Source organism: Methanoregula sp. (assembly GCF_050010295.1).
GTDB lineage: Archaea > Halobacteriota > Methanomicrobia > Methanomicrobiales > Methanospirillaceae > Methanoregula.
In genome coordinates this window covers 64,726-89,934 of the sequence record NZ_JBEKLH010000001.1, presented here as the reverse complement: position 1 = coordinate 89,934, position 25,209 = coordinate 64,726, and the positions used below count along the sequence as shown (strand labels likewise).

The window sequence follows — 25,209 nt, the reverse complement described above, 5'->3', positions numbered from 1 at the left end:
GGGAATGCATCTTCGCATCGTCCCGGCCAATGATTCCTTCTTTAAAAAAATTCAGCTGCAATTCAGATATCTGCACGTATGTGTCGCTTCGGACTTGCATCTCATTCCGGCGCACCGCTCTTTTACGCGATATTGATCTCCTTGTGCTTTTTCAGTATGTCGTCTGCAAGCCGGTTGAGCGCCACGATCGCTGCCTCATCCGGCATCCCCTTGATTACAACCGGTTCAAGGACTTCAACCTTGATATGGTCCAGCATCTTCACAATCGTCTCTGCCGATTTTCCCCCCCAGCCAAAGGACCCGATGACCGAGGCGAACCGCACCTTGGGCTTCAGGAGGTTTGCCAGGTACGTTGCGTTGATGATCTGCGGGTGGGGCCCGAAGAGCACCGTTGGCGTTGCGACAACGATCGTCGCCGTGTCCACGAGCGCGAGCGCAAGCTCGCCGATATCGGTGTGCGTGAGGTTGAAGGGTTTCACGTTTATTCCCCGTTCGATGAGCGCCCCTGTGAGATGTTCCACCATCTTCTGCGTGCTCCCGTGCATTGAGACGTAGGGAATCACGACCTCATTTTTAACGCTGTCCGATACCCAGTCGGCATAGGCATCGAGGATGAACTTCGGGTTGCGGTGGATCGGCCCGTGACTCGGCGCGATCATGGCAGGGTCGAGGCCCCTCACCTTCTCCACGTACCCCTTGATACTGTTCCGGAATGGCATCATGATCTCCGCATAATACCGTTTTGCCGAGCGGTAGGCCGCTGCTTCATCGGTTACGTACAGCTCGCTTGACGCCATGTGGAACCCGAAAAGATCGCAGGGAAATAAAATTCTATCCTCCTGCAGGTACGTGATCTGGGTCTCGGGCCAGTGCGTCCAGGGCGTCATGAAGAACCGGAGCGTCTTATCCCCGAGCGAGAGGGTCTCGCCATCCCTGATCACCTGCACGCTCTCAGGGGGGATCTGCAGCATGGCGACGAGAAGGTCCCGGCACTTCTCATTGGTCACCACTTTTACCTGCGGGCACATTTCGAGGAGCATTGGGAGGGCACCGGAATGGTCCTGTTCCGCATGGTTGATGACCACATAATCGATCCGGTCCAAGCCTAGTTTTATGAGGTTCAGGATCAGGTCTTCTTCTTTGGTGGGATCGACCGTATCGATCAGCGCAGTCTTCTCGCTGCCCCTGACGAGGTATGAGTTGTAACTCGTGCCATCAGGGAGCGGGATCAGTTCGTCAAAAATTCTCCGGTCGAAGTCAAGGGCCCCGACCCAGGAGATCCCCTTGGTTATTTCACGCGATACCATAGAACCGTTCAGCACTCCCTGGTGAATAATTTCTTTCCCGGAAAACAGACGTGACACTGCCAGTCATCCGGAAGACTTATGAAATCTGGTCCGGGAGAGATATCCTGGAGAGGATCGCCCTTCTCCGGGTCATATCCATGCCCGCATATAGTGCATACGTACCTGTCCGTACAATCTCCTCCTTTGTTTCTGGGCATAAGAGAATAGCGTCAGGTTTTAAAAATGGTTTCGATTTATGCCAACAAAAGGGAACAGAGGCAATTCACCGGGCCGTGTACGCCTCAGGGCTTTTATAAATCCGGTAGCGGTTGACAAAAAAGTGGAACGACTGGTTCTTCCGGTCAGCCGTTTCGAGGGAGAAGGACTTGAGGATCTCGAACATGAAATCAATCCGTGAATCGAATCTGCGGGGGATGCGGGCGTTGAAGTCCTCCTTCGTGAGCTCATCCGTGGATGGCATCTCCGCAATGCCCAGTTCCTGCGCGACGGCCCCGGTAATCCCTGCATAATACCAGCTCTCGATCTCCATGATGACAACTACGACGCTGCCCCCGTCCACATTGCTGAAGCGGTGATAGAGGATCTGTTTTTTGTCCCGTACCGAATGTTCGGAATCGATATCCGCGACGAAGATATAGTCGCTCTTCATCAGACCGACGCTTTTTAAGAACTTGTTCACCTTCTCGCGCTTGATGCAGGCATACGGGACTATCTCGACCGAATCATACTGAGGTGCGAAGAGGGGTTTTATGATACGGCCGAAGAACCGGACGTCATCCGCTCCCTCGACCATGATGAACAGGCGCTTTTTCATTCACATTCCCAGCAGGTTCTGGACGAACAGTTCCTCTATCCCTATCTCGTTTTCAAGAAACGTCCTGATCTCCTCCTTATCCGAAGGACGGGAGACTATGGAAAACCCCTCGCTGTCGCGGGAGATCAGGAGGATGTCGTTCAGGGATGCGTACTTGACCACTTCCGTGCTGTGCGTGGTGACCATGATCTGCTTCTGCGCCGATGCTTCCTTCATCATGGCGATCACCCGCGAGACCAGGAACGGGTGGATGTGGCTCACCGGTTCTTCGATGATGATGAAGGGGTTGTCCTCAAAATAGAGGGCGATGATCAGCGCAAAGATGGTGATAGTCCCGTCCGACAATGAGGAGGCGGGCAGGTCGCGGCTCTTGATATAGCGTTCGCGGAGGGTGAGGATGAGCGAGACGTCCATGAACTTCTGGACGGAAAACTCCTCCACGAACGGCAGGATATCCCGGAGGAGGTTGGAAAATTTCCTCTTCTTTTCCGGGTCCTCGATGATGGTCTTGACGACAAGGGCCAGGTTTCCTGCATCTGGCTCGAGCTCGCGTTTCCCGGTGATCACGACACCTTTTTTCGGCAGTTTCGGGTCGATGTCATAGATGGCGATCCTGTCGAAGAACCGGTCCAGGTGCGGAATCGGGGAGCCGTAGATCGTTTCGAGGAGGAGGGTCCTTTTCGGGAGGCGTTTGTTCCGGAACAGGACCGGGATGATCTCGTCCCGGGTAAGACAGCACCCCTCAGGCAGATCGACCTTGTAGTGAACCTCGCCATTGTCGCACGAAACCTGTATCTCCCCGCGGCCGAGAGCTTCTTTCTCCACGGTCTCTTTGCCGGCACATTCGCAGGCTGAGATCATGCAGCCGATCACGAGCCGGTCCCGGGTTATGACAAAATCGTCTCCCTCCCCGCTGAACCTGATCGCGAACTCGTAGGACGACTCGCAGGCCCTCAGGCCCAGCAGCGGGAGGTCTCTTTGCCCGGTATCGACGACCTCCAGCGCCATGTCCGGCTGGTATACCACCCTGATGACCAGGTCCCGCACGGTGCCGATCTTTGCGTTCCTGAGGTATTCCGCGCCCCCCTGCATGGCGATCGCGTTGACGAGCCCCTGGGAGACAATGTCGCGGAGGAACCGGAAGATGGACGTGAAGTTGGACTTTCCTGCCGCATTGGAACCGATCACGACATTGAACCGGGAGAGCTCAACATCGATGAAGGAAAAACTCTTGAAATTTTCGACATGGATCCGCAGTATCGGCATACGAATTCCCTGTTTCATCGTCATCCTGAAAGAAAAAGAAGGTATTGGTCGGCCCGGTTGTTCTCAATACAGCGTGCCATCCAAGGGCAAAATACAACGACCCGGTTACAGGTCACACCGGCACGTCAGCTCCGCACCCCGGATATCATCATCGCTATGCCGACAACTGCCATGGCCGCCACGAATATGAGCCGGATCTTTTCAGCCGGGAGGCGGTGAGCCGAGATCACACCTGCCTGCGCCATCGGGATGCTCACCGCGACCAGGGGAACCCAGAGAAGCAGGTTCACGTACCCGAATGACCAGGACGGGAGACCGGAGACACCAAGACCGTTGACGATATATGAGAGTACCCCGCTGACTGAAGACCCGATCATCAGCGCAGTGGACGTCCCTATTGCTTGGTGCATGGAAAACCGCATGACCGAGACCATCACCGGGACCATGATGATCCCGCCACCGATTCCAAGCAGCCCGGATGCGCTTCCGAAGAGGAGCCCCCACAGGATAGCGTGCAGGGCAGGGATCCTGGCAGGGGTCTCCTGTGCCGGGAGAGGGGATGTACCTGTCATCATTCGTGCCGCGGCCAGGCATATGATGAGGCCAAAGAGCGCTTCCATCCACCTCCCGGGGAGGTGGGTCGCGATAGTCCCGCCGGCAAACCCGCCGAGGGTGCACGGGAGGATCATTGCCCGGAGGGGCTGCTGCAGCACGCACTGCCGGCAGTGGTGCCCCCAGGCACTCGACAAGGCGGTCGGGATCACGACCGCAAGACTTGTCCCGAACGCGATGCGTATGGCGAGCGTGGGATCAATCCCAAGGGCTGCGAGGAGGTAGTACTGGACCGGCACCATGAGAAACCCGCCGCCAACGCCCAGAAGGCCGGAGGCGAATCCTACCATAATACCGGTGAAGACCAGAATGACCAGGGTATACAGGATGGGGTCCATCACAACCTGACTTGATGGCGGGGGAGTACTGCCGGTCTGCCTGGGTTTTCAGAAATTCCGGCGCCCCTTTGCCGTTATCGTCCTTTCGGGCCTGAACTGAGCGAGTCGAGCCACCGGAAGATTCGGTGGGAACGCCGTTCTGGAAAGACTCCTTCGGCAACCGATTTCACTTCTTCAATGGAATAGAACGCATTCGGGTGGAAGTCCTTGATGATGCTGACAACGTGCCGGAGGTCCTGCCGCTTGATGATGGTGAAGACCATCTTCACTCTGCCGGTGCCCCCTTCCCCGTCGATGCTCGTGACCCCGTAATTATGGGAGCGCAGGAACTGCATCAGTTCCGACGGGTCTTCCTTGGTGATGATGCGTACGCTGGTCAGGCCAAGCGAGAGTTTCTCCTCGATGGCCATGCCGACGAACGTGCCGGTGGCAAACCCTCCGCCGTACGCGATGTAGCAGACAAAATTGGTCAGGTTGTTCATGACCTGCCCGATGGCCACGAGCCAGATGATAACCTCGAAGAAGCCGATGAATGGCGGGAGGTACTGGATCCCCTTCGACATGAAGATGACCCGGATGGTGTCAAGGCTCATGTCGCAGACCCGGGCGCAGAATATCAGGAGCGGTACAATGACAAACGCAAAAATACCGGGGGAAAGAGCGGCTTCCAGCATTCCTATCTATCATATTCCGCAAGGGAAATTAATGGTTTGTACCTCCCCACGGTCTGCCGGCGTTCCTGCCCGTCCCGGAACCGCTCATACCTGGCATAAAAAGTCCGTGACTTTTTCATCAGACGTCCATGAAAGCCAGCCGACGTTCATCACCTGTTCAGAGGATGGGACAGATGATTGTACTGTCCGGTCAAAAGAGATCGGCGTGTCCGGGCAGGACAGCCTGCTTCCCGCTTTCTGTTCTTCCCGCAGGGGCTCACCCGGGCGGTGCTGGAAAACATATGACACCTATCCTATGTCCGCTGCATCTCCGGAACAGCAATCGTAGCAAAATTCCGGGACAGGTACCAGTGGATCCCGATCAGGGTTCCCAGCGAGATGGCCGCAGAGAGCAGGACCGGTGTCATCGCGTAACCAGGGTACCCGGTACCGGTTCCTGCGGTCATCGGGATGACCCTGAGCACGGTCGCGACGATGCTGGTCGCATAGACATCCCGCAGGGAAAAAAAGAAGAGCGCGGCAATGATCCCGGAACCGATGTTCCAGAGGGTCATTTCCTGCGGCAGGATCCCCGGGGTCTGGACAAGGGGAACAATTCCGAACAGTATTGAGGTTACCACAACCCCGACGCATATGGAGGCCGGTGCCCCGCTGCCGCGGACAAGCGCCTGAACGTGGGTCCCGACCAGCACCCAGCAGACCATGACCGAAGCAACCCCGGTAGGAAGGAGGAGCAGGAATACCCGGAAAAAGGACTGGCTGTCCATTCCCGGCGGGCTGAAAAGGACGACCGGGACCGAACAGATGGCAAGGGTTACTGTACAGATAAGAATGGTGCGCCGGGCTGACCGGAACCCGATCTGGAACAGGTTCACTGCGCCGGAAAGAAAGGAGCGGCGGATGAGGAAGAGCGGGACAACCGATCCTATCAGGACGCATGCCACAAGCGTATAGATGACAAGTCCCGCGGAGTCGGGTCGCGAGAAGAGGCGTACATTACCTTCCAGCAAAAAGATCTCCATGAGCCAGATGCTGTAAACCAGGAGCGGGATGACCAGCAACCTCAGCACCGGCTGAATAAACAACGTAGTGGGGGGTCCGGAGGGTTCCTTCCGGGAGGCAGCATCACTCTGGCTCATGGCATCACGGTATCAAGACTGCTTACCGGTATGCTCTCCCACCAGATGTCTGTTGCCATGAGGTACGCGGGGGAACGAAACAGGGCCGGAGGAACCTGCGGCAGCTCACGTCATGCCCTTGCTGCAAGAAGTTCCAGGATTGCCCGTTCCCGGTCCTCACGGCTCATCTCTTTCCTTGCCATCCGTTCATCGAATGTCGGGAACTTTTTCTGGTACAACACCCCGAGTCCTATGGGGGCGTCACTGCTGTAGTCCCATTCCCTTGCCTTCAGGCAGGCATCTTCAAAGCTGGATCTGTCGTGGCCGGTGAGGTCGTACACCCGCGGGGTGTAATAATCTGCGGCCGGGAAGAAGGTGGCGCAGATCTGGAGTGTGTCGATGAAGGAGAACCCACGGTGGGCGATCCCTCCCCTGATCAGGCCCTTCAGCTGGTCCATCTTCCGGGTATACCCCCGTGCCACATAGGTTGCCCCGCTTGCGAGCATCAGTTCAAGCGGATTGAACGGGTACTCGAGGGTGCCTGCAGGTGTGGATTTCCCCTTGAACCCCAGCGGGGACGTGGGGGTATACTGGCCCGTGGTGAGCCCGTAGACACGGTTGTTGTGGACGATGACCGTGATGTCGATGTTGCGTTTTGCCGCGAAGATGAGGTGGTCGAGGCCCTCGGCATAGGAATCGCCGTCACCGGAACAGCATATGACCGTGAGGCGGGGATTTGCGAGTTTGATCCCGGTTGCCGCAGGGATGGTGCGGCCGTGGAGGGAGTAAAAACTGTTGATGTTCAGGTAGTCGGCAATCTTTGCGTGGCAGCCGATCCCGGAGACGAGCACGACATCGTCGAGGGACCTGCCTTCCTGCTCGAGCTCGGTCAGGATGTTCTTGAGCGTGAACTGGATCGAGAAGTTGCCGCATCCCGGGCACCAGGTATTCTGGGTATCGGTGATGATTGGACGCCCGGTCATGCCATCGCCTCCCTCACCCTGCGTACAAGTTCGTCGACCGTAAAGGGACGGCCGTCATACCGGAGGATCTTCTTGTCAGCACGTATTCCCTCCCGTTCGATAAGCGCGACCAGTTGTGCCGTTGCATTCTCCTCGACCGCAATCAGCCGCTCAACTCCCCGGAGCGCTGTTTTCAACCGGTCCACCGGGAGGGGCGAGAGGACCACGGGCTGGACCACCTTCAGGCCGAGCTGTGTTGCAACTTCTGTGCATACGCACCGGGTCGACCCCCAGCAGAGGAGGGCGGTGGAAGCAGCGGTATTGCCCAGGACATTGAGCGCAGGGTACCTCTCCATCTCTGCCGCAAGCCCTTCCCATTTCCGCAGCCGCTTCTCGGTCATCTTCACCACCATAGGCGCTTCTTCCGTTGTAATGCCTGCTTCGTCATGGGCGTAGCTGTTCACCTTGACGACCGCTCCCTTCGTGCCCGGGAACGCCAGCGGAGAAACCCCCGAAGGGGAATCTGCATACCGGCGGTACGGTGCGGCCCCGTCCCAGGGTAAGAATTCACCATCCCCCTGCACCCCGGTCTCCCCGTCGTTCACGCTGTAGGTCCCTTCGGAAAGCGTCTTGTCAGCCAGGATGAACGCAGGGATCTGGAATTTCCATGCCAGGTCCATGGCAACAGCCGACCAGGAGAGCGCTTCCTCTGCATTGCCGGGAGCAACGATCAGCCGCGGAAACTCTCCCTGGCCGGCATTGAGGATGAACCGGAGGTCGGACTGCCCGGTATAGGTCGGGAGACCGGTGGAAGGCCCGGTCCGCTGGGAGACCACGAGCACGACAGGGAGCTCGGCCATGCCGGCAAAGGAAAGCCCTTCTGTCATCAGGCAGAACCCTCCCCCGGATGTGCCCACGGCCGTGCGTTTCCCGGCACAGGAGAAACCCAGTGCCATGAGGATGACCGCAATCTCGTTCTCCGGGTGCACGACCGTGATGCCCAGCCGTTCCTGCTCTTCGGCAAGGAAATGGAGGAGGCTGGAGGACGGCGTCATCGGGTACGATATATAGGCCTCGAGCCCTCCCCTGACCAGCCCGAGACCGATCGCTTCGTTGCCGCTCAGGAGAGGCAGTGCAGGGCTGTCGCACCGGCTGATCTTCCGGGCCGGCTTGAGCTGGTCGTAGGCCCGCCGCGCCACCTTGAGATTGAGGTCCACACCTTTCGGGATGTGGGCCCTGAACACCGCTTCAACCGTCTCCCATTCGATTGATGCCGCTTTTGCAAATCCCCCGATGATCGCGGAATTACCCATGATGACCGGGGCATGCTCCGCCTCAAGGACAGACTTGACCGGGACACCCTGGCCGTCAGATTTCACCAGGTCAGCATTGAAAATGACCGCATGCTCCGGGTTCAGCCGGTCCCGGTGCCGGGCGATGGTCTCCTGGTTGAGGGCAAGAATGAAATCGAGAGTATCCCTGCAGCTCCCGATATCCTGTTCTGAGCCTCTGACGACCGTAAAATTATGACCGCCCCGGATCAGGGAGGGGTAGTCGAAGTACAGGTAAATCCGGTACCCCAGGTGGTTCAGCAGCTGGGCTACCATCGAGCCGGCACTGTTGATGCCATCTCCCGCCTTCCCGCCAATCAAAACCGATACTTCTTTCATGCAGGTTCGCCGCATGTTCTGGTTCAGCCGTCACAGGTATATAGATTGGGATACCGGAGGGCAGGTTCTCATCAGGAAGATCCGGGCATTTCACCCACCCTGCCCCGGGCAAACTATTCCCAATAGGTATATAACCCGGCTGGCACCAACCATCAGTTCTATACAGAGTCATTCTATCTTCTATCTGGCCGGGCCTGTACGTTTGCAAAAATATCGATACACGGTATACAATTCGTTCAATTGATATCCGGATAGCGCAGAACAGGTGAGGAAATAGTGAATACGAATGGCCTGATATCAGATAAAAAAGCCTACTCTGTCCACACCACCAGCGGGATGGATATGGATGGCCTGATCAAGGCTATCCGGCATACCAACCTCGGGATCCGTTGGAGAGCGGCACTCGCCCTCGGTGAGATCGGGGAACCCGCGGTAAAACCCCTGATCCGCGCACTCAAGGAGAATGACCAGGATGTCCGGTGGCTCGCAGGGCTTGCTCTCGGGACGATCGGCGAGGCCGCAATCCCCCATCTCATCCGGGCGCTGTCTGACGATGATCATGATTTACGGTGGCATGCCACCCTGGTCCTGGCCAGGATCGGTGAACCATCCATCCAGCCGCTCATTGCCTCCCTCCGGGATGAAGACAGCGATGTCCAGTGGCGAAGTGCATTTGCCCTCTCCCTCATAGGTGAGCCTGCGGTCGGGCCCCTCATCCTTGCGCTGAAAGACCAGCTCTGGTGGGTCAGGGTCAGGGCAATATGGGCGCTCGGCGAGATCCGTGACCGGCGTGCCGTTGAACCATTGATCCAGTCCGTCAACGACCAGGACTGGTATGTCCGCTGGAGCGCCGCGGATGCACTCGGCAAGATCGGGGACAAACAGGCGGCGATGTGCCTTGGCAAGGCACTGAAGGAATCGGATTCATTTCTCCAGGTACCGGCTTCCTGGGCCCTCGGCAAACTGGGCAGCGGGGCCCCGGTCGACGCCCTCATCCAGTCCCTCAAAAATTCCGACTGGTATGTCCGCTGGGGGGCCGCGGATGCACTGGGAAACATCGGTGACGCAAAGGCGCTTGAACCCCTGAAAAATCTGCTTGAGGACAAGGACGATTACGTGCGCCGTGCGGCAGACGACGCGATCACCAAGATCCTGAACAAAAAACAGAGGGCAGATGCCGGTAAAAGGGCTTGACCGCCCCATGAAATCCCTTATTTCTGCATCAGCTGCTCAAGAACGGTTTTCAGGTCATTGATCTTGTAGGGCTTGGAGAGTATCCCGGAAAAACCGTACTGTTCGAAATTCTGCACAACCGGATCATTGGTATAGCCGGTGGACACGATCGCCTTTACCGCAGGATCAAATGCCCTGAGGTGTCGAATCGCGTCTTTCCCGCCGATGCCGTTCGGGATCGAAAGGTCGAGAATAACGATATCAAAGGGATGTCCGGCAGCTTTTTCCTTTGTATAGAGATCCAGCGCCTCCGCCCCGTCCCTGGCAAAACTCGCATCATACCCAAGGAATGTGAGCACCTCGAGAGTCACATCGAGGATGATCTGTTCATCATCCATCAGGAGGATCTTTCCCTTGCTGGTCATACAGGGCCTCTTCTCTTACGTACTATTTCTTGCTGCATATACTATATAGTATATCATATATCAGCGGCCCGGACAGCCGGTTCCTCCGGGTCCGGACTTCACCATGGTAATGATGTTCGCAATCGCTGATTTTACTGCCATCCGCCAGTCCTGCGAAGGTGTGAGTCTCCGCTATTTCTTCAATGCCCGCAGCCTTGTTGCCTCTTCCTTGTCTTCCACCCGGAGCAGGAAGGTTCCGTGACAGGGTTTGGTATACGGGAAGATGACAAAATCTCCATCGAGCCCTATCGCAATCGGGGGGAGGCCGATGACATGGACATCGAAGATCTTGAAACCGGGCTGGACATCGATCGATTCCTTGAAATTACTCCGTATGTAGTCGCGGGACTCTTTGAACGTCGCGTCCCGCAGCACGATCTCATAGTTCATCGATTCTACGCAGCCCACGGTGCCACCTCGTCGATCGCCTTTTTCAGGGGCAGGGGGTTGTGGACCGCCTTTGCCGCAATGATCGTACAGGGAAACTCGATCTTCTTCACCTGCTCGTCGAAATGTTCGCCATAGACAAGGGCATACAGTTTCGCTCGGGAGATCGCTCCCATGGTCGCTGCGTAGCTGACCCCCGCGTCGTTGTGGATGAAGACGAAGCACTGGTCAAAGTCCCGTTTCTTCTCCGTGATCAGCGCGACGGCACGATCGAGGTCGATGACCTCGCCAAGGTAGTGCCGGTCCGGATCCGAAACGACAAGCAGGGTGTTTGCCGACCTGTTGCCGGCAACAACCGGTGTTATCCCGGCCTTTTTCAGCCGGTTGATGAGATAGAGCGCGATACTGGTCTGCACCGGTACCTGCGGACACCCGAGCACGAGGAGTGCTGTTGCTGGCTTTGTTGTCGGTTCACCTGTCACGATTTCACGTTCCCTGCGATATAGTATAGTTTCTTTACTCAGCTACAGGAAATACCTTTACACATCACGGCCGCACCTGCCGGAAATGTTCATATCATACCTGCGTTTCGCCATGGACCCATGCAAGGTAGGGAGGGTGCCCGGCAGTAACCGGCACCGCGATGATCTCCGGCACTTCGTAGGGGTGCAGGGCCCGGAGTTCCCGGATGACCATGCCGGTATGCTCCTTCCGGGTCTTCAGGATGAGCAGGTGCTCTTCGTCATCACAGAACTCCCCCTTCCAGCGGTACCATGACCTGACAGGCATCATATTTACGCAGGCCACGAGGTGACGGTCGAGAAGCGCCCGTACAATCTCTGCGGATCTCGACGGGGGGACCGTGGAGAGGATCACACAAATTTCCGGCACCGGGTCCGGGCTTTCTGATTCCACCATGACGATGAATGTTGGACTGCGGGATAATAAGGATAGTTCTTTTTCATACCCCCGGTTGGAATGAACCTACCGGCACGGGGAGTTAAATTCTAGAGAATACAGCGCAAATAGTGGGTACTTATGTACGCATCACGCATGGATAATCTCCCGCCGTACCTTTTTGCACGGATCGACGAGATGAAAGCGGAGCAGCTGAGAAAAGGGGTCGACATCATCGACCTCGGCGTAGGGGATCCGGACCTCCCGACGCCACCCCATATCGTGGCCGCCCTCTGCAGGGCAGCGCAGGACCCGGAGAACCACCACTATCCCTCCTATGCCGGCATGCCCTTGTACCGCAGCGCCGTGGCAGGCTGGTACAGAAAGCGCTTTGGCGTTACCCTCGATGCAGGAAAGGAAGTCCTCGCCCTCATGGGCTCCAAGGACGGCATTGCCCACATTGCCGAGGCGTTCGTGAACCCGGGCGACTATGTCCTTGCCCCGAGCCCCGGCTACCCGGTCTACCGGACCGGCACCCTCTTTGCCGAGGGCAGGGTCCACGAGATGCCGCTCCTTCGGGAGAATAATTTTGTTCCCGTGCTGGACGATATCCCTGCAAAGGTCGCAAAAGCGGCGAAACTCATGTTCGTCAACTATCCCAACAACCCGACCGCGGCAGTCGCTCCAGACGGGTTTTACAAAGAAGTCGTCGATTTCGCCCGCGGGCATGGCATCGTCGTAGTCTCGGACAATGCGTACTCCGAGATTGCCTACGACGGTTACCGCGCCCCGTCATTCCTTGAGACCCCAGGGGCAATGGAGGTCGGCATCGAGGTGCACTCGCTCTCCAAGACCTACAACATGACCGGCTGGCGGATCGGCATGGCAGTCGGCAACGCGGAGGTCCTTGCAGGTCTCGGGCGGGTGAAGACCAATGTCGACTCCGGGGTCTTCAACGCGGTCCAGCACGCGGCGGTCACGGCGCTGACGGGGCCGCAGGACTGCGTGAAGCAGGCCTGCGCCACGTACCAGGAACGCCGGGACGTGCTCATCTCCGGACTGAGGGGCCTCGGTTTTGACGTGCCGTCACCAAAAGCGACTTTCTATGTCTGGCTCCCGGTCAGCGACTGCATGGCGTTCAGTGCACGGCTGCTCAACGAGGCGGGCATCGTTGCAACCCCGGGGGTGGGCTTCGGCTCGAGCGGGGAAGGCTACGTGCGGTTTGCCATCACCCGTCCAGTAGGACGGATCCAGGAAGCGATTGAGCGGATGCGGAGGATGAAACGGTGAGGCTCGGCCATCACCTCACCATCCAGAACGGCCACCTGCATATCGGCGGCCACGACTGCATTTCCCTCGCACGCCAGTACGGGACGCCGCTGTATGTCACGAGCGAGGACCGGGTATGCGAACAGTTCCTGAGTTACCGGAAGGCGCTCTCTGCCCGGTACCCGAAGGTGCAGGTGCTCTTTGCAGCTAAGGCAAACGGCAACCTTGCGGTCATGCGGGCGCTCGCACGGCTGGGTGCAGGCGCAGATATCTTCTCTTCAGGGGAACTCACTCTCGCGCTTGCCGCCGGCATGGCACCGGAAAAACTGCTCTTCAACGGCAGCTCGAAGACCCCGGCAGACCTGAAGCTAGCGGTGGAAAAAGGGGTGAAAGTCTCGGTGGACTCCCTCGACGAACTCCACCAGCTCGATGCTGCAGCACGGGCTGCGGGAACGACCGCGAAGATCGCGTTCCGCGTGAACCCGGCCCTCGAAGTCCCCACGCACCCGAAGATCGCAACCGGGCTTGCGACCAGCAAATTCGGGATCCCCCACCGGGAGATCCCTGCGGCCTACCGGGAAGCCCTTGCGTGCAGCAATATCCTGTCGGTCGGGATCCACTGCCATATCGGGTCGCAGATCCTCGATGTCGAACCATTCGCGCGGGCCGCCGAAGTGATGGTGCGGATAGCGAAGGAGATCACGGAGACGGGCGTGAACCTGGAGTTCATCGATCTCGGCGGCGGGCTTGGCATACCGTACCATCACGATACGGACCCGGCGCCGACACCGGAGGACTACGCGGCAAAGGTCGTGCCGGTCTTCAAAGCAGGTGTCGAGGCATGCGGCATCACCCCGGAACTCTGGGTCGAGCCCGGGCGGTCACTCACAGCCGACTCCACCGTCCTCCTCACCCGGGTCAACTCGACCAAGGCCGCCCACAAGAGGTTTGCCAACGTAGACGCCGGTTTCAACCTGCTCATCCGTCCCGCGATGTATGACGCCTACCATGAAGTGATCGTTGCCAACAAGGCGGACAGGCCCCTTACCACGGAATACACGGTCACCGGGCCGATCTGCGAGAGCGGGGACATCCTTGCGCCTGACCGGAAGCTCCCGCAGCTGGAAGCCGGCGACATCATCGCCGTACTCGATGCCGGAGCCTACGGCTTTGCGATGTCCTCGCAGTACAACAGCCGCCCCCGCTGTCCCGAGGTGCTGGTCAGGGGCCCCGATGCCGCTCTGATGAGGCGGGGGGAGACTGTCGGCGACCTCACCTCAACGATGGAACAGCCGCCCTGGCAGCGGTAGGCGGAGGCCTGGCCGTGCTCTTCCACCACGCGCTGGTCGACGACCTCATAACAAAAGAGGAGTTCGAACAGCGTGTCGAGGCAAAGATCGAAGAGTGCGGCGACCTCGTCGACGAACCGACCGCGGCGATGCTCGTCGTCGGCGAACTGGGCCGGCAGCACGTGAAGATCAGGGGGCTGTCGGCAAAGTCCAGCCTCTTCTCTTTTTTCGGGAAAGTCATCGACAAGACCGAGCCGAAGGAGTTCGAGCGGGCCGATGGCGAGAAAGGGGGGGTTGCCACCCTGCTGCTGGGGGACGAGACCGGGACGACCCGCGTCGTGCTCTGGGACGAGAAGGCGGGGGCGGTCCTTGACATAGCTGCCGGTGACGTACTCGAGATCATCGGCCGGCACCCGGGAAAGAGCACCCGGGAGATCTATGCCCTTGCCATCCGGAAGTCCAGCTGCGAGATCACCTGCCCCGCTCCTCCTGATGGGACCTTGGGCGGGAGCCTGTCAGACGAACCGGTAGATCTCGATGCCGTCCTGATCGCAGTGAAAGGGCCCCGGACATTTACGAAGAGAGACGGCACAACCGGCGAGATGGTGGAAGCAGTCATTGGTGATGCGCTCGGGACCGCCCGGGTCGTTGCCTGGGTGCCGGAACTGCTCCTCGGTATTCCTGCCGGTGCAACCGTCCGGATAACCGGGGCAAAACCGAATGTGCGCGACGAAGGGAGAAATTACAGCCTTGACGAGAAGAGCAGCGTTTCGATGACCGATATCCAGGTGCCGGTCCCGTTCTCACCCCTGGATTCGGTCAGTGACCGGGGCATCTACACCATACAGGGAGTAATAAAAGAAGTAAAAGAACCACGATCGTTTACTACACGGAAAGGTGCCACGTCCTGGGTACGGAATATTGTCGTGGGTGAGGGGGATGATGATCTCAGGGTTGTACTGTGGGGGGAGAATGCACTCGTCCCGCTCAGTCCCGGGGACCGGATCGAGGCCTACCATGCCACTGCCCGTGCCGGGCGGTTTGGGGGGATCGAACTGGGGGTGGGAAGAGGCAGCGCGTTCCGGGTACCGAACGAGGTATCCCGCCCCATCGTCTTCTGCGGTACCATCATCTCCGGGCCGGGGTGCACCTTCATCGATGATGGCACGGATCGCTACCTTATTGACGGTGAGTTCGCTGAGGGAAGCCGGATACGCGTGACCGGCACCCTTTCAGGCAGCAGGATTATCCCTGAACAGACTGAACCTGCCGGAATGAACGCGGACGAGATACTGGCACAGATCCGCAGCTTCAGGGAGCGCCTGGCCCGGTAAATTCACTTTCACGCCACGCAGTCCGGGAGTTTATATATCAGTCTTTAACATCTTGTTGTGCCATAGGAGATGTACAAGACATGGCTGAAGGACCATTGGAAATTGAAGATTTGCCGGGCGTCGGCCCGAGCACCGCAGACAAGCTCCGGGAAGCAGGTTACCTCTCGGTAGAAAGCATCGCAACCGCATCGCCGGCAGAGCTCTCGGAGGTCTCCGAGATCTCCGAATCGACCGCAAAGAAGATCATCAAGGCCGCCCGGGAGGCAGCTGATGTCGGGGGATTCAAGACCGGGAAGGACATCTTTGAGCAGAGAAAGGATGTCCGGAAACTCTCGTTCCGGGTCTCCGAACTGGATAATCTGATGGGCGGGGGCCTCGAGACACAGGCGATCACGGAGATGTACGGCGAATTCGGTTCCGGCAAGAGCCAGATCGTCCACCAGATGGCGGTGAACGTCCAGCTCCCGGAAGAACAGGGCGGTCTTGCCGGCAGCGTCATCTATATCGATACAGAAAACACCTTCCGTCCCGAGCGTATCGAGCAGATGGTCAACGGGCTCGGGCTCGACGATATCCCGGATGCCCAGGAATTCCTGAATAATATCCATATTGCCCGGGCCCACACGTCGGACCACCAGATGCTCCTGATCGACAACTCCCGCGAACTGGCAAACGAACTGAAAGAGAGCGACAAGCCGGTCAAGCTCTTCATCATCGACTCGCTCACGGCCCACTTCCGGGCAGAATATGCCGGCAGGGGAACCCTTGCAGCCCGCCAGCAGAAACTGAACCGCCACATGCACGAGCTCTTCAAGCTCATTGACGAGCACAACGCGGTCGGGCTTGTCACCAACCAGGTCATGTCCAACCCGGCGGTCTTCTTTGGAGACCCGACAAAACCGATCGGTGGCAACATCGTCGGCCATACGGCAACGTTCCGTCTTTACCTGCGCAAGAGCAAAGGCGGAAAACGCATTGCACGTCTCGTGGACAGCCCCAACCTTCCCGAGGGAGAAGCTCCATTCATTGTTGAAGAGGCGGGTCTCAAACCGTGCTGAAAGCGCTCCTGACCGATATTGACGGGACACTTACCGATCCCTCACGGAGGATCAGTACCGGATCCATCGAAGCGATCCGGTCCCTCACCGATCGGGGGGTTAGGGTGGTACTGGCAAGCGGGAATACGTCCTGCTTCATGGACGCACTCTGTAAGATGATCGGAACTGACGGCACGTTCATTGGAGAAAACGGCGGGGTATTCCGGACAGGGTTCAGCGGCCCCCTCCATATTACCGGAGACCAGGGAGAGTGTAAAGATGCCCTCGGAATACTCCAGGCGTATTACCGGCAGAAGGGGCGGGAACTCGAGCTCTTCAACCCGGCGTACCGGTTTGCGGACCTCGCGTTTGCCCGGACGGTCCCTGTCGAAGAAGTGAAGAACATCCTCCGCGATCACCCGGTGCAGGTGATTGACACCGGGTATGCAATTCACCTGCAGTCCCCTGGCATCAACAAAGGGACGGCGCTCGTAGCACTCGCGGAGGAGATGGGTCTTTCCCCGGCCGATTTCCTCGCGGTCGGCGATTCAGTCAACGATATCCAGATGCTCAGGACTGCCGGGACAGGGATAGCGGTGGCAAATGCGCATCCGGAAACAAAAGCGGTGGCCGATTATGTCACGGAAAAAGGATATGGCGACGGGTTCACCGAAGCCGTCAAAAAATATTCGTCTTATTTTCTCGCGAGATAGCGATCCACGACAATATAGTCTTTGATGTCCTTGACCGCCTCGAACGGGATGAGCAGGAGCTTGTCATCTTCCAGGTTGTAACCCTCAGTGGAAAAGGCCTGGTCCGGGTGAATGATCATCTCGCAGACCTGCCCGGAATCAAAATCTACCCGGATGTTCTTGAGGGTGCCGATGAGCTTGCCGTCATTGCTCATGATCTTCTTTCTCGAAAGGCTGCGGGCAAATATACGAGTCATAAAAAAATTGACGATGTATAAATATTTAAATTGTTCTAAAAACCGGAGAAAAAAGAGTATTTTCCAGGACAAATGGCGCACAAACGTTATTTGAATATTTCAGCTGCCATCCGGATGTCGGATCCCCGCAGGGTCTTTCTTCCAGCATGGTCGGACATCTTCTTTGCCTCTTTTGCAAGAAAGATGCCGTATTCCTCCATCAGGGCGGCAAGGGTCTCGGTGGCATCGGAGCTCACACGCTCGGCACCGGCTTTCTTGATGATACGTTCAACAGCTGCCTGGGAAAGTTCTGTCATAAAACCTCGGTTCCTCCCATACAATTTACCTTGGCATATCTAAAGATATTGCATTTAAAACGAGGGGAATACCCGGATGATATCCGACTGGGTGAGGATGCCGACCGGTTTCCCGTCCTCGACCACGACCAGCCTGCCGATCTCCCGCTCCTTGAACCTGCGGATGACCTCGAACAGTTTCGTATCTGAAGACGCTTCGACGACATCAGCAGTCATCACCCCGGAAACCTCCGTGGTGAGCGGCAGTCCTTTTTCAATGGCCTTTGCAATATCGCTCATCGTGATAATACCGGCAAGCCGGCCATTATCCATGACCGGGGCGCCATGGATGCGGTCACGGTTGAAGAGGAGAAGGGCGTCCATGAGCGTATCCGGGCTTTTCAGGGTCTTCAACGGGGTGCTCATGTAGTTTTTTATCGGCTTCTTGGGCAGCGAGATCATCTCGGATGTCGAGATGAGGAGGGACTGGCGGGACTCGTCCCTGCCGAAGACCTCTCCCCGGATCATGAGTTTGTTGACCGGCGTGGGACCGATCGTGATCTGGTCACCGATCTCGAAGAGTTTTGCCGAACCGACGAGTTTGATCACCGCGTGGCAGACATCCGGGTGGCAGAGCGTGGTAAAATCGATCTCCTTGACATTTGCTCCCGAGACGGGCTCCCCGTTCCTGCTGATCCTGACATCATAGTCGCCTCCGGAAACGTTCAGGTTGAGTTCCGCATAGGCAAGGGCCGTCGGTATGTATCCCCCTTTCGGGCCCGGTACGCCGTCCACGAGCCCGATGGCTTTCAGGGCCTGCATCTGGTTGCGCACCGTCCCGGGGTTGCGCTGGATCATCTCGGCAATATCTTCCCCTTTGATGGAATGCGACTGCTGGTGGTAGAGGGTGATAAGGGTGATGAGGATATCCTTCTGGATCAGGGACAGGTCCATAACGATAAACCGTATGGCATTCCATAAATATATAGGTAGGCGATTTGTGGAATTCGAAAAAATGCCGACGGTCCCGACTGCCGATGAGATCCTGGACCGGAGTTTCCGCCGTGCGGCAAAGAAGATGAAGGAGAAGATCAACAAGGAGCGGGCGAACGAGGAGTTCGTCCGTGCAGTCGGCGCGGCGATCCACGACCGGCTTGTCTATATCATACGGGGGTTTCCCGAGTTTGACCAGATCCCCCCGTTTTACCGGGAAATGGCCGACATCCTGTACGGGATCGATACCATAAAACAGTCCCTTGGTGCTGTCGGGTGGGCTGCGAAGCACACCAAGATGGTGGGGAGCCAGATCGCCATGCAGTCGCGGAGAGCGGACGATACCCTTGTCCTGAGAAAACGGGCGGTCGCCCGGCTCGCTTCCATGGTCCACCAGATTGACAAAGACCTCCGCTTCCTCAACGAGGTCAGGAACGTGCTCCGCAAACTTCCCCATGTCGAAGACGCATTCACGACTGTGATCGCGGGTTACCCGAACGTTGGAAAATCCTCGTTCATCCGCCGCGTTTCCTCTGCCGAACCGCAGATTGCCTCCTATCCGTTCACCACAAAAGGTATCATCGTGGGGCACCGGGAGATGGGACGGGAGCGGATCCAGTTCGTCGATACGCCCGGCATCCTCGACCGCCCGGCGGAGGAGCGGAATCAGATCGAACGGCAGGCACTCTCCGCCATAATGAATGTCGCCGATGTGGTCCTCTTTATTCTCGACCCTTCGGAGCACTGCGGCTACCCGATGGGTGTGCAGCTCAACCTGCTCGGGGAAGTACAGGGGATGGTGGCTGTGCCGATCGTTGTCGTGGCAAACAAATCGGATATTACCGTGTCTGAAGGGTATCTCACCATGTCCACGCTGACGGGCGAGGGGGTGGATGCGGTGCTGGACGCTATTCTCGTCCACAAGCCGGCACCGGAGGAGAGAAAGAGGGCTTCGGATATTCTGTCTCCTCTCTCCCATGAACCCGAAGAGATAGTTGCTGATGAATATTCCATTACCGGAGAGGAAGGCGGGCGCGAACGGAAGCCGAAGCCCAAGAGGGTGAGGAAGCCCCGGACGAAGACAGAAGTTTCCCGGTAGCTTGTCTGATCTGTGGCGACGACCCACAGCCCGCGAACGTAAACGGTTGTGCCTCTCATTGTAATCCCGGCAGTATGCAATTTTGGAGTCGTATTGTCATAGCCCCGGGGTCACCCAGGAATGATAACAAACTTTATCCGAAATTACTCCCTCAAAGGAAGGAACGATGAAGGAACTCCGGAGTGAAATTGAAATTCAGGTGTCGGCGGAAAAGGTGTGGCAACTCCTCACCGACTTTACCAGTTTTCCACGATGGAACCCGTTTATCCGCCGGGCGAGGGGAAACATTCTGGTGGGGGAACGGCTCGAAGTCACCATTCAGCCTTCCGGTACGAGGGGAATGATCTTCCGCCCGACTGTTCTCAAAGCCGAGCCGAACCGGGAGTTGCGGTGGTCCGGCCATCTTCTCGTACCCGGACTTTTTGACGGTGAGCACATCTTTACCATCGAACCGTTGGAAACAGATCGGGTTCGTTTTATCCAGCGTGAGATCTTCACGGGCTTACTTGTCCCGTTGTTTGCACTGGGACTGGATACCGATACGCGACGCAGTTTTGAAGAAATGAATAAGGCGCTGAAATTCAGAGCAGAGCAAACCGGATAGCAGGAGCGGCCGGCTATAGCCAGCGTACAGCCCAAAACGATGAACATAGCCGATAAAATCCTGTTCCCCAGATGTAGCCTCCCGCTCCCGCTCTCATTTTCCACCCCTGCCATTTCCCCGGACGACCTTTTCCACAGGATCCCGGCTCCCGGATCATCGTTCGAAGAATGCCTCCGGCATTCTTCTCAAGCTCTTGCTACCATTGGGCAGCAATCGCTCATCCAAAAGGCAACAATTAGACGTTTTTCAAAGGCTGAAATGCCCCTCAAATAAGCAAAATAACCGTTTTACAGTCCTATTTCAAAATCACTGTGCTGTAATTCGCCAAAAAGTGCGACCCTCCAAAAACCGACCTCTCAGATCAGGCTTATTTCGCCAAACTGAGCATTTTGCGGGCAGTTATTTTTCAGGGGGATTGTAGGTACAAGCTATACCTGAAAAAGGAAGCGGAGGATCACTTCGACGGTACCAGGAACGGGCAGAAGTACCCTCCCCCTACCACTGAAACCCCCTCCAGATACCGACGACCGGTCGAGTCCCTCAAAATCAAAATCTCTCGATTTTGCAAAAAAATTTTCGCAATATGCCAAAAAGTTTATACACAATGCACAAAATATATTACATTGTGGGAACGATGAAACACCAGACTCTCATGTACGGCAGCATCCTTGCCGTCGGTATCATTGCCGCCGTGATATGCGTCGGCATGGTCACCGGATCTTCGGTCGCAAAACCGTTCATCTCCGTTGACCCGATCAGCGATAAGAACATTGGCGACCAGTTCGCCATTACCGGTACAACCAGTCTCCCGGCCGGAACGGAGATTCTCGCGGAAGTCTATCCCGCATCCTTCGAAGACAAAACAGGGACCGGGAGCGGAGTATTTTCCGGGGCCACGGGGACCATCACCGTCACGGGCGGGACCGGGGGTGCCAATACCTGGTCATTCCCTCTCGACACCTCGACCTTCCAGCCGGTGGAATATCTGGTGAATATATCAACTTTTACGGGCGACCCTGCGAAAGGAGATTTTAAGAAAGGAGATATCTCCGGCACGGCCCGGCTCACCCTTCTCCCGGGATCGGGAACAGCTGCTGCCGGTACGTCCGCGGCTCAGGACAAGGCTGCCGCGGCCGGTATCCTCATCGATGCCATCCATGATACGACCGCCGGGGACTCCTTGGTCGTGACCGGCAGGACCAGCCTCCGGGCCGGCACGGAACTCGTCGTTAAGGTAATCCCTTCATCCACGGACGGTGCCGCGATAGCAAACGCCGTGATGAACCCGGAGATCGCATCGGGTACAAAAGTTACTGAGGGCCGGGGTACAGACAACCGCTTCACGGTGACGCTCGATACCCGGAACCTCTCTCCCGAAGAACATATCATCCTTGTCTCTGACGTGAACGGCGATGCTGCAGGCACCGGGGGAATGTACACCGGTTCGGCACTCTTCAACATCATCGCAGCCGCCACCGGCACGACCGGAAATAACGCGGCACAGTACATCACCATCGATCCCGTCGCCGACAAGACGACCGGGGATCTCCTGGTCGTTTCGGGTTCGACGAACCTTCCGGTAGGAACTGACCTGATAGTCCAGATCCCCGGCTCCAATGGAGGTGCAAGGGTGCGTGCAGGCACGGGCGGAGTGAACCGCTTCTCCTCAGCGATCGATACCTCCGTCATCGAACCCGGCACGAAATCGATCACGGTCACCAACATGATCGGTGACGTGGAAAAAGGAGATTACCGTAAGGGCGATGTCACTGCGTCCGCCTCCTTCACGCTGGAAGGCACCTACCTTACCACGGACACGCCGGTAAAGGCAACCATCACCAGAGACGATTTCATAACCCTGAACGCGATCGGCGACCGGTCATTCGGGGACCAGTTCCTCGTCACCGGGACGACGAGCCTTCCCGTGGGAACCGAAGTCATGTGGCAGGTAACACCGGCCTCGCTCACAACCAATCCAAACCAGACCGGGACCATGACCGGGATGATGGCCAATTCCCAGGTGACGAAAGGGACCGGCACTACCGACCGCGTGTCGTTTGCCCTGGATACGTACGAGCTCCTCCCGGAGCAGTACAACGTATCCGTATCGACAGTCGCCGGGGACCTCTCGAAGGGTGATTTCAGGACAGGCGATCTGACGGGATACGTGCTCTTCACCCTGAAATAACGGTTATGCGCACCACCGGAACACCCACTCATTTTTCCGGAGACCGGGAGAGACGGCAAAAACCCGGGCGAAGATCGGAAACCGGGTCATCGCCCCCGTTGCTGTCTTTCCTTCTACGGGAAAAAATCCGGCGCTTGCTCTCCCTCGTAATGAAGCTGAGCACCCTGCCAGACCCGTCCAGGAGAAATCATGAAAAAAGACCAGAAACCCAACATCGGGCTCACCTGTCTCGCCGTACTCATCATCGCCGCAACCCTGGTGATCGCCGGCTGTATGGAATCCACTCAGGGCCCGCAGGATCAGGTAACCGCCGCAAATGACAAGCAGAGTAAAAACCCCGCCGCGGGCGCCTTTGTCGCGACAGGGACAACGGCTGCACCGGCTCCGCTGAAAACAACGCAGACCGCGTCAGCACCGGCTCCGTCCACCCCGTTTATCACGATCGATCCCATCGGCAACAAAACCACCGGTGACCTGATAATCTTCTCCGGTACAACAAACCTGCCTCCCGCGTCACCGGTGTATCTGAAAGAGATTAATGAAAGCACCGGGGAACCGGCGGTGATAGCAAATGCAATAGCCTGCCCGGACTCCCGCGGGGAAAACCGCTGGACCGTTGTCTTCGATTCCACGGACTCGATGAGACCGGGAGAATACCGTTACCTGGTGTCTACCCCGGGCGGTGAAATAAACAGTTCGGTACAGTTCAACCTCTCAGGCACGTTCCTGGGCCCGGAAGCCATCAGGTATTACCAGGACGGTTCCAAGACCGCAACCATCAGCGGTTCCGGTTCGTATCCTTACATCACGGTAGATCCCATCGGCGACCGGCATGAAGGCGACATCTTCCGGATTTCGGGCATAACCAATCTTGTTGAAGGCACCATGTTGTACGGTACCGTGTGGCCGGTATATTATGAAGACCGGTCGAAGAGACCGGCGACGATATCAAAGGATCCCTGCGACTGGCAATTTAACATGATTGGATATCCCGTTGCCGTTGTAAAGGGCACCGGGGATACTAACCGCTGGTCGTTCCCGGTGGACACGATTATGCTGCCAAAAACCGGAATGATCGTCCATGTTTCGACGGTAAACGAGGCTTTCACCGTAAAGGAGTTCTACGGTAATGCAACGTTCAATCTGACATAACGCACAGGAAATGTTGATCCGGGAAAACCAAAGCTAAACATTTTTCACCAGATGCACAAAATATATTACATCGTGAGCCTATGAAGAAAAAATACCTGAACTGGGCCGGCATCATTGCCGTTGCGATCCTCGCGATCCTGTTTGCGGGCATCCTCATCACCGGCACCTTCACCTTCTTCCCCACGGCATCCATCAATCCGGCAGCCCCTCTGGATGCCGGCGATCTGATGGTCATCTCCGGGACTACGAACCTTCCGGCAGGCGGGGAACTGGTACTTGATATCCTCCCGGCTTCCGGTTCGGATGCCGGTAACGGCGTCGGGACAGATGCAATCATTGAACGGGGTTCCGGCATGACCAACACCTGGTCCGCCGCGGTGGACACGACCAGCCTCGCACCTGGGGAATACCTCATAAACGTTACGACACTCATTATCAATGCGACGGACGGCACCATCACCACCGGGAACCTGCTCGCAACATCCCGGTTTACGCTCGGCACCCCGGCAGGGGGACCGGCTGGAGCCGTAAATCCGCGGGTAAACCGGACGCCGTTTATCACCGTAAACCCGATCGGGACGAAACGGATCGGGGACCGGTTCCTTGTAACGGGCACCACGAACCTGCCGGTGGACACGGACCTCCTCTACGCCGTCATTCAGCAGGATAACACCTCGACCTTCTCCCTCGATCCAAAGACCCGGGAGATGACAACGAAGGGCGGAGCGACGGTGACCGGCCTCATCGCGGTTTTCCCGGGGACGGAAGGTGTCAACCGGTTGTCCTTCGGGGTCGACACCACACAGCTGATCCCGGGCCCGTACATCGTGAACGTCTCCACGATACAGGGGAATATCAGTGAGGGGAATATCTCGCCGGGAGAACTCTCCGGTTCCACCGGTTTTACCTTGGAAGACAGCCAGGCCGCCATACCGGCACCGGGAACGGGGGCGAACAGAACCCCGTTCATCACGGTTGATACTCCGGGTGTGCAACCCTTCTTCGGTGAACGCCTCACCCTCACAGGCACAACGAACCTCCCGGCGGGCGACGGGATCATGGTGCAGGTTACCCCGTCATTCACCTCCGACTACTCCGTCATCGTCGATCCCCGTACCGGGGCGGAAGGCGGGTTTTTTTCCGGGATTATGGGTGGCACAGAAGTTGTCCGGGGCGCAGGGGACGTAAACCTCTGGTCGCTGACGATCGAAACCGCGTCGCTGAGGCCGTCAACGTACGAAGTAAATGCATCCACGTATACGCAGGACCCGGCAACAAAGAAGGTCCTGTTCGGCAACGTCTCCGGAACTGCACAGTTTACCCTCCGGGGCTGATACC

27 protein-coding genes are annotated in these 25,209 nt (G+C 57.5%); 11 read left to right on the top strand and 16 right to left on the bottom strand.

Annotated features, from left to right (window positions below; all coding sequences use genetic code 11):
- Positions 1 to 122 precede the first annotated feature (122 nt).
- The 9 genes from ABSB80_RS00515 to ABSB80_RS00475 form a co-directional block, all read right to left on the bottom strand.
- Positions 123 to 1,307: an FprA family A-type flavoprotein gene (locus ABSB80_RS00515; RefSeq protein ID WP_428367067.1), complete on the bottom strand. Its 1,185-nt coding sequence runs from the start codon at positions 1,305 to 1,307 to the stop codon at positions 123 to 125.
- Positions 1,308 to 1,315: 8 nt separating this feature from the next.
- Entirely contained in the window at positions 1,316 to 1,504 is a 189-nt protein-coding gene (locus ABSB80_RS00510) for a rubredoxin (protein ID WP_428367065.1), read from the bottom strand.
- A 65-nt stretch (positions 1,505 to 1,569) separates the two neighbouring features.
- Complete coding sequence (locus tag ABSB80_RS00505; RefSeq protein WP_428367063.1) at positions 1,570 to 2,121, bottom strand: hypothetical protein; 552 nt, start codon at positions 2,119 to 2,121, stop codon at positions 1,570 to 1,572.
- Complete coding sequence (locus ABSB80_RS00500) at positions 2,122 to 3,387, bottom strand: AAA family ATPase (RefSeq protein ID WP_428367061.1); 1,266 nt, start codon at positions 3,385 to 3,387, stop codon at positions 2,122 to 2,124. It lies immediately after the preceding gene.
- Between the two features lie 125 nt (positions 3,388 to 3,512).
- Complete coding sequence (locus ABSB80_RS00495; RefSeq protein WP_428367059.1) at positions 3,513 to 4,337, bottom strand: sulfite exporter TauE/SafE family protein; 825 nt, start codon at positions 4,335 to 4,337, stop codon at positions 3,513 to 3,515.
- A 74-nt stretch (positions 4,338 to 4,411) separates the two neighbouring features.
- Complete coding sequence (locus ABSB80_RS00490; RefSeq protein ID WP_428367057.1) at positions 4,412 to 5,011, bottom strand: DUF2179 domain-containing protein; 600 nt, start codon at positions 5,009 to 5,011, stop codon at positions 4,412 to 4,414.
- 293 nt (positions 5,012 to 5,304) lie between these two features.
- Positions 5,305 to 6,150, bottom strand: coding sequence for a hypothetical protein (locus ABSB80_RS00485; protein ID WP_428367055.1), 846 nt, complete (start codon positions 6,148 to 6,150; stop codon positions 5,305 to 5,307).
- A gap of 110 nt (positions 6,151 to 6,260) precedes the next feature.
- On the bottom strand, positions 6,261 to 7,112 hold the full coding sequence (locus tag ABSB80_RS00480) for a thiamine pyrophosphate-dependent enzyme (RefSeq protein ID WP_428367053.1): 852 nt from the start codon (positions 7,110 to 7,112) through the stop codon (positions 6,261 to 6,263).
- Positions 7,109 to 8,761 (bottom strand): 2-oxoacid:acceptor oxidoreductase subunit alpha, encoded by a 1,653-nt coding sequence (locus ABSB80_RS00475; RefSeq protein WP_428367051.1) that lies wholly within the window; start codon positions 8,759 to 8,761, stop codon positions 7,109 to 7,111. The genes ABSB80_RS00480 and ABSB80_RS00475 overlap by 4 nt, the downstream gene beginning before the upstream one ends.
- Before the next feature lie 276 nt (positions 8,762 to 9,037).
- On the opposite strand from ABSB80_RS00475, the gene ABSB80_RS00470 reads away from it, so the two are divergent.
- Positions 9,038 to 9,955 (top strand): HEAT repeat domain-containing protein, encoded by a 918-nt coding sequence (locus ABSB80_RS00470; protein WP_428367049.1) that lies wholly within the window; start codon positions 9,038 to 9,040, stop codon positions 9,953 to 9,955.
- A gap of 17 nt (positions 9,956 to 9,972) precedes the next feature.
- Here ABSB80_RS00470 and ABSB80_RS00465 read toward each other — a convergent pair whose 3' ends face one another.
- The 4 genes from ABSB80_RS00465 to cutA all read right to left on the bottom strand — a co-directional run bounded on the left by ABSB80_RS00465 (position 9,973) and on the right by cutA (position 11,703).
- Positions 9,973 to 10,359, bottom strand: a complete 387-nt coding sequence (locus tag ABSB80_RS00465) for a response regulator (protein WP_428367047.1) — start codon at positions 10,357 to 10,359, stop codon at positions 9,973 to 9,975.
- A gap of 171 nt (positions 10,360 to 10,530) precedes the next feature.
- A complete protein-coding gene (locus ABSB80_RS00460; RefSeq protein ID WP_428367045.1) occupies positions 10,531 to 10,806 on the bottom strand; it encodes a DUF1894 domain-containing protein in 276 nt (91 codons plus the stop codon).
- Complete coding sequence (locus tag ABSB80_RS00455) at positions 10,794 to 11,267, bottom strand: DUF1890 domain-containing protein (protein ID WP_428367043.1); 474 nt, start codon at positions 11,265 to 11,267, stop codon at positions 10,794 to 10,796. The genes ABSB80_RS00460 and ABSB80_RS00455 overlap by 13 nt, the downstream gene beginning before the upstream one ends.
- Positions 11,268 to 11,361: 94 nt before the next feature.
- A complete protein-coding gene (gene cutA / locus ABSB80_RS00450) occupies positions 11,362 to 11,703 on the bottom strand; it encodes a divalent-cation tolerance protein CutA (protein ID WP_428367041.1) in 342 nt (113 codons plus the stop codon).
- A gap of 120 nt (positions 11,704 to 11,823) precedes the next feature.
- Between cutA and ABSB80_RS00445 the strand changes: the two genes are divergently transcribed.
- The 5 genes from ABSB80_RS00445 (at position 11,824) to ABSB80_RS00425 (ending at position 17,324) form a co-directional block, all read left to right on the top strand.
- The gene (locus ABSB80_RS00445; protein WP_428367039.1) at positions 11,824 to 12,972 is read left to right on the top strand and encodes an LL-diaminopimelate aminotransferase; all 1,149 of its coding nucleotides are present in this window, start codon (positions 11,824 to 11,826) and stop codon (positions 12,970 to 12,972) included.
- The gene (gene lysA, locus ABSB80_RS00440) at positions 12,969 to 14,261 is read left to right on the top strand and encodes a diaminopimelate decarboxylase (RefSeq protein WP_428367037.1); all 1,293 of its coding nucleotides are present in this window, start codon (positions 12,969 to 12,971) and stop codon (positions 14,259 to 14,261) included. The genes ABSB80_RS00445 and lysA overlap by 4 nt, the downstream gene beginning before the upstream one ends.
- Before the next feature lie 14 nt (positions 14,262 to 14,275).
- Positions 14,276 to 15,574 carry a nucleic acid-binding protein gene (locus ABSB80_RS00435; RefSeq protein WP_428367035.1) on the top strand — a complete coding sequence of 433 codons (1,299 nt, stop codon included), beginning with the start codon at positions 14,276 to 14,278 and terminating at the stop codon, positions 15,572 to 15,574.
- Positions 15,575 to 15,654: 80 nt separating this feature from the next.
- Positions 15,655 to 16,632, top strand: a complete 978-nt coding sequence (gene radA / locus ABSB80_RS00430; RefSeq protein WP_428367033.1) for a DNA repair and recombination protein RadA — start codon at positions 15,655 to 15,657, stop codon at positions 16,630 to 16,632.
- Positions 16,626 to 17,324 carry a phosphoglycolate phosphatase gene (locus tag ABSB80_RS00425; protein ID WP_428367031.1) on the top strand — a complete coding sequence of 233 codons (699 nt, stop codon included), beginning with the start codon at positions 16,626 to 16,628 and terminating at the stop codon, positions 17,322 to 17,324. Before radA ends, ABSB80_RS00425 begins: the two co-directional genes overlap by 7 nt.
- Here the strand turns inward: ABSB80_RS00425 and ABSB80_RS00420 are convergent.
- The 3 genes from ABSB80_RS00420 to ABSB80_RS00410 all read right to left on the bottom strand — a co-directional run bounded on the left by ABSB80_RS00420 (position 17,306) and on the right by ABSB80_RS00410 (position 18,789).
- A complete protein-coding gene (locus ABSB80_RS00420; protein ID WP_428367029.1) occupies positions 17,306 to 17,560 on the bottom strand; it encodes a PRC-barrel domain-containing protein in 255 nt (84 codons plus the stop codon). The genes ABSB80_RS00425 and ABSB80_RS00420 overlap by 19 nt on opposite strands.
- An 86-nt stretch (positions 17,561 to 17,646) precedes the next feature.
- Positions 17,647 to 17,856, bottom strand: coding sequence for a histone family protein (locus ABSB80_RS00415; protein WP_428367027.1), 210 nt, complete (start codon positions 17,854 to 17,856; stop codon positions 17,647 to 17,649).
- A gap of 54 nt (positions 17,857 to 17,910) precedes the next feature.
- Positions 17,911 to 18,789, bottom strand: coding sequence for a CBS domain-containing protein (locus tag ABSB80_RS00410; RefSeq protein ID WP_428367025.1), 879 nt, complete (start codon positions 18,787 to 18,789; stop codon positions 17,911 to 17,913).
- Positions 18,790 to 18,850: 61 nt separating this feature from the next.
- On the opposite strand from ABSB80_RS00410, the gene ABSB80_RS00405 reads away from it, so the two are divergent.
- The 5 genes from ABSB80_RS00405 (at position 18,851) to ABSB80_RS00385 (ending at position 25,205) form a co-directional block, all read left to right on the top strand.
- Positions 18,851 to 19,927 carry an NOG1 family protein gene (locus ABSB80_RS00405; RefSeq protein WP_428367023.1) on the top strand — a complete coding sequence of 359 codons (1,077 nt, stop codon included), beginning with the start codon at positions 18,851 to 18,853 and terminating at the stop codon, positions 19,925 to 19,927.
- Between the two features lie 166 nt (positions 19,928 to 20,093).
- Positions 20,094 to 20,531, top strand: a complete 438-nt coding sequence (locus tag ABSB80_RS00400) for an SRPBCC family protein (RefSeq protein WP_428367021.1) — start codon at positions 20,094 to 20,096, stop codon at positions 20,529 to 20,531.
- A gap of 625 nt (positions 20,532 to 21,156) precedes the next feature.
- The gene (locus ABSB80_RS00395; protein ID WP_428367019.1) at positions 21,157 to 22,719 is read left to right on the top strand and encodes a hypothetical protein; all 1,563 of its coding nucleotides are present in this window, start codon (positions 21,157 to 21,159) and stop codon (positions 22,717 to 22,719) included.
- Positions 22,720 to 22,908: 189 nt separating this feature from the next.
- A complete protein-coding gene (locus ABSB80_RS00390; protein WP_428367017.1) occupies positions 22,909 to 23,871 on the top strand; it encodes a hypothetical protein in 963 nt (320 codons plus the stop codon).
- Positions 23,872 to 23,951: 80 nt separating this feature from the next.
- Positions 23,952 to 25,205, top strand: coding sequence for a hypothetical protein (locus ABSB80_RS00385; protein WP_428367015.1), 1,254 nt, complete (start codon positions 23,952 to 23,954; stop codon positions 25,203 to 25,205).
- The last annotated feature ends 4 nt before the right edge of the window (positions 25,206 to 25,209 follow it).

What these genes read in the sequence shown, in the direction of transcription:
- ABSB80_RS00500 (WP_428367061.1), bottom strand. Translation starts at nt 3,387, where the DNA reads ATGCCGATACTGCGGATCCATGTCGAAAATTTCAAGAGTTTTTCCTTC.
- ABSB80_RS00390 (WP_428367017.1), top strand. Translation starts at nt 22,909, where the DNA reads ATGAAAAAAGACCAGAAACCCAACATCGGGCTCACCTGTCTCGCCGTA.
- ABSB80_RS00510 (WP_428367065.1), bottom strand. Translation starts at nt 1,504, where the DNA reads ATGCCCAGAAACAAAGGAGGAGATTGTACGGACAGGTACGTATGCACT.
- ABSB80_RS00405 (WP_428367023.1), top strand. Translation starts at nt 18,851, where the DNA reads ATGCCGACGGTCCCGACTGCCGATGAGATCCTGGACCGGAGTTTCCGC.
- radA (WP_428367033.1), top strand. Translation starts at nt 15,655, where the DNA reads ATGGCTGAAGGACCATTGGAAATTGAAGATTTGCCGGGCGTCGGCCCG.
- ABSB80_RS00410 (WP_428367025.1), bottom strand. Translation starts at nt 18,789, where the DNA reads ATGGACCTGTCCCTGATCCAGAAGGATATCCTCATCACCCTTATCACC.
- ABSB80_RS00495 (WP_428367059.1), bottom strand. Translation starts at nt 4,337, where the DNA reads ATGGACCCCATCCTGTATACCCTGGTCATTCTGGTCTTCACCGGTATT.
- ABSB80_RS00445 (WP_428367039.1), top strand. Translation starts at nt 11,824, where the DNA reads ATGTACGCATCACGCATGGATAATCTCCCGCCGTACCTTTTTGCACGG.
- ABSB80_RS00515 (WP_428367067.1), bottom strand. Translation starts at nt 1,307, where the DNA reads ATGGTATCGCGTGAAATAACCAAGGGGATCTCCTGGGTCGGGGCCCTT.
- ABSB80_RS00485 (WP_428367055.1), bottom strand. Translation starts at nt 6,150, where the DNA reads ATGAGCCAGAGTGATGCTGCCTCCCGGAAGGAACCCTCCGGACCCCCC.
- ABSB80_RS00400 (WP_428367021.1), top strand. Translation starts at nt 20,094, where the DNA reads ATGAAGGAACTCCGGAGTGAAATTGAAATTCAGGTGTCGGCGGAAAAG.
- ABSB80_RS00415 (WP_428367027.1), bottom strand. Translation starts at nt 17,856, where the DNA reads ATGACAGAACTTTCCCAGGCAGCTGTTGAACGTATCATCAAGAAAGCC.
- ABSB80_RS00475 (WP_428367051.1), bottom strand. Translation starts at nt 8,761, where the DNA reads ATGAAAGAAGTATCGGTTTTGATTGGCGGGAAGGCGGGAGATGGCATC.
- ABSB80_RS00490 (WP_428367057.1), bottom strand. Translation starts at nt 5,011, where the DNA reads ATGCTGGAAGCCGCTCTTTCCCCCGGTATTTTTGCGTTTGTCATTGTA.
- ABSB80_RS00465 (WP_428367047.1), bottom strand. Translation starts at nt 10,359, where the DNA reads ATGACCAGCAAGGGAAAGATCCTCCTGATGGATGATGAACAGATCATC.
- cutA (WP_428367041.1), bottom strand. Translation starts at nt 11,703, where the DNA reads ATGGTGGAATCAGAAAGCCCGGACCCGGTGCCGGAAATTTGTGTGATC.
- ABSB80_RS00505 (WP_428367063.1), bottom strand. Translation starts at nt 2,121, where the DNA reads ATGAAAAAGCGCCTGTTCATCATGGTCGAGGGAGCGGATGACGTCCGG.
- ABSB80_RS00385 (WP_428367015.1), top strand. Translation starts at nt 23,952, where the DNA reads ATGAAGAAAAAATACCTGAACTGGGCCGGCATCATTGCCGTTGCGATC.
- ABSB80_RS00420 (WP_428367029.1), bottom strand. Translation starts at nt 17,560, where the DNA reads ATGACTCGTATATTTGCCCGCAGCCTTTCGAGAAAGAAGATCATGAGC.
- ABSB80_RS00480 (WP_428367053.1), bottom strand. Translation starts at nt 7,112, where the DNA reads ATGACCGGGCGTCCAATCATCACCGATACCCAGAATACCTGGTGCCCG.